This is a genomic window from SAR324 cluster bacterium (assembly GCA_029245725.1).
Lineage (GTDB): Bacteria > SAR324 > SAR324 > SAR324 > NAC60-12 > JCVI-SCAAA005.
In genome coordinates this window covers 1-2,727 of sequence record JAQWOT010000110.1, presented here as the reverse complement: position 1 = coordinate 2,727, position 2,727 = coordinate 1, and the positions used below count along the sequence as shown (strand labels likewise).

The window sequence follows — 2,727 nt, the reverse complement described above, 5'->3', positions numbered from 1 at the left end:
AGAGGTTTATGAGCGAGATGTTAGCAACTAAGTCCAAGAAATATGTATAAAATGAATCACCTAGGTTGAATAAAATTTGGATCTGCCTACTAAAGCTAACTTCAAAATTCGGCCGATTGAATCTTATGAGCACCAGCAACTGGTTGATTTGTGGCTGGTATGTGGACTGGCTCGATCTTGGAACAATCCTGAAAAAGATATCCAGCGCAAAATGCATGTACAGCCTGAACTCTTAATGGGCGCTTTCCAAAGTGACCAGCTAGTTGGCAGCATCATGGCCGGGTACGACGGTCATAGGGGATGGATGAATTACCTGGGAGTGTTACCCAATTTTCAACATCAAGGAATAGGCAAAAAATTAGTTGCAGCGGCTGAAGAAGGTCTCAAACAACTTGGTTGTCCAAAGGTGAATCTGCAGCTTCGCTGTTCCAATTCTGTTGCTCAGAATTTTTACAGAAGAATTGGATATTCAGAAGATGCTGCCATTAGCTTTGGGAAAAGGCTGGTGTTCGATTCTAATGAATCGAAGCTAAATGGTGGTTCAGGAACTGGGGGTCTTGTCATTAGAAACAAATTTAAACCTGGTGACCTAGGAGGGTTGATTCAACTTTGTGGACTGATGTGTCATCAAAAAATTGGATTAACTAAATTGTTTGAGTTTGAGATTGCTCAAATATTAACGAATTTTGCCTTAAACAAAGAACCACGAGAAAAAATTTGGATCTTAGAGCAGGAGGGTCAAATCCGTGGTTCACTCCTTGTGATTTGGTTGTCTGAAGAACATGCTGAGATCAAATGCTTTTTTCTACATTATGATCAACAAGGACAAGATTTTGAGAATCAGTTAATGGAAGTTGCTATCGAATTTGTGAAATCAAAAGGTGGCAAAACCATTACTACTTTTCCTGATCAATCTGTTGTTGGTGAAGGCAAAAGCTTTGAAAAATTTGGCTTCAAGAAATTAGAAAAATCGAAAGTGTCGCCAGCTAAATCGCATGAAATGCATTCTCAAATAATACTCAACCTGGAATCCTGAAAAATAAATTTGGCAAAATATTATGTAAAAAATTGATATCGAATCATCATGGGTTAATTATCAATTAAATTTTGAGGGAATTAAATTAACTGTGTTACCACTTTGAAAAACGAATCCTCAGATTTTCTTAACTCGCCAAACTGTGATCCCTCCCTCGGAGTCAATTGCAACTAAACTGCGGCCATCTGGTCGCCAGTAGACGTTTTCTACAGAGCCATTAACTGCCCCCCAGCGCATGTCCACCACCACGTCTTCCTAATGACCAAACTACAACCCCACCTTCGCGGCACCCAGATGCCAGGTGCCTGTGATGATGTGAGAATGCAAGTGAGCTTATTGGTGCCTTGTGAAACTCTAGCACCCCCGGTGTTGTACCCTCAGGCCCATTCCCCTCAAAACTCTAAACTGTGATATCTTCACCTCCACCAGTAGCAAGCAAGATACTATCATGACTGAAGGCTAACTCTGAAGGCTTCCAAGGATAGCCCGACATCATAGAATCCTGTCCGTTCGACCTCCGCCAGAAGTGAACAGATTTATCCTGACTACCACAGGCAACAACATTCCCGTCAGGACTCAGAGCAAGTGAAACTAGAGATCCTTGCCATTCTAGACGTTCATTCTCCTTACCTGACGATGTATTAAAAAAAGTTACACGGCCGTAGCAGGCAGTACTGAGTTCTTGGTCTGTCACCCATTCAAGAGCACTAACAGTGCTGGGATGGTTTTCTGAAGACCAAATTTTTTCACCAGATGATGACAGAATAGTGACTACTCTTCCTGAGGATACCGCAAGGTGGTTGCCACTTTTTGACCAGGCCACATGCTCGACCCAACCGCTCGCAATTTCAGTTCGATGTTGCAGTTGCCCATCTGCAAAGTCCCAGATTGCGAGTTGCCCATCCTGCCCGACGCTAGCAAGCTGTTTCCCCTCGGAGGAGACTGACATACTCATGATCCCTCCAACGTGAGCTTCGGAATTTCCCCAAATTTTCCGCCCAGATGTTCCATCAAAGGCCTGAATAGATCCACTTGCATCACCAACGGCAAAGAGTTTTCCATTCAGCCCCCACCCTCCCGCAATAGGATAGTCATCTACAGCAGCAAAGAAGCCATTTTGGAGCACACCATGCGCCTTATTTTTAACTAGTTTAGGCATGCCTCAAACTCTCTCTTCATGGCATTTCCATCCAAATTTCGTCCGATAAAGACGAGCTGGTTGTGCCGTGGTTCATTTCCCCAGGGACGATCAGGTTGTCCGTCAAAAAGCATGTGAACACCCTGAAACACGAAGCGTTGAGATTCCCCTGCAATGCTTAAGAATCCTTTCATTCGAAAAATATCTATGCCTTTTTCCCGAAGAAGTTTTCCAAGCCAAGCATTTAATTTGTTGGCGTTAACATCACCTTCAGCCTCTATTGCTACTGAGCCTACTTCATCGTCATGTTCATGCTGTGCAACCCAAGTTCTTTCTAGAACTGGAAGTACTTCAGCATTATCTGAAGCACCGAGGCAAAGATTAAATTCTTAAGCGGTATGCTGAGCGAAAAGTGCTAGCGATGTTTGCTTTTCAATTTTGATTGCAAAACTTTTTTGACCTGAGATCTGTAGCTGTAGCTCAACATGCTGATCTATGGGTACGATGTTACCAGGAGATATTTTAGAGGCATGTTCTGCGTAGCGCCTCACAC

Annotated in this window: 3 protein-coding genes and 1 pseudogene; 1 reads left to right on the top strand and 3 read right to left on the bottom strand. The window is 43.3% G+C overall.

Annotated elements, in window-relative coordinates:
- Positions 1-106: 106 nt before the first annotated feature.
- Positions 107-514 (top strand): annotated as a pseudogene (locus P8O70_04995) (GNAT family acetyltransferase).
- A gap of 639 nt (positions 515-1,153) precedes the next feature.
- Here the strand turns inward: P8O70_04995 and P8O70_04990 are convergent.
- The 3 genes from P8O70_04990 to P8O70_04980 form a co-directional block, all read right to left on the bottom strand.
- On the bottom strand, positions 1,154-1,282 hold the full coding sequence (locus P8O70_04990; protein MDG2196234.1) for a hypothetical protein: 129 nt from the start codon (positions 1,280-1,282) through the stop codon (positions 1,154-1,156).
- Positions 1,283-1,436: 154 nt separating this feature from the next.
- Complete coding sequence (locus P8O70_04985; GenBank protein ID MDG2196233.1) at positions 1,437-2,195, bottom strand: PQQ-binding-like beta-propeller repeat protein; 759 nt, start codon at positions 2,193-2,195, stop codon at positions 1,437-1,439.
- Positions 2,183-2,455, bottom strand: a complete 273-nt coding sequence (locus P8O70_04980) for a GTP-binding protein (protein MDG2196232.1) — start codon at positions 2,453-2,455, stop codon at positions 2,183-2,185. The genes P8O70_04985 and P8O70_04980 overlap by 13 nt, the downstream gene beginning before the upstream one ends.
- Positions 2,456-2,727 lie beyond the last annotated feature (272 nt).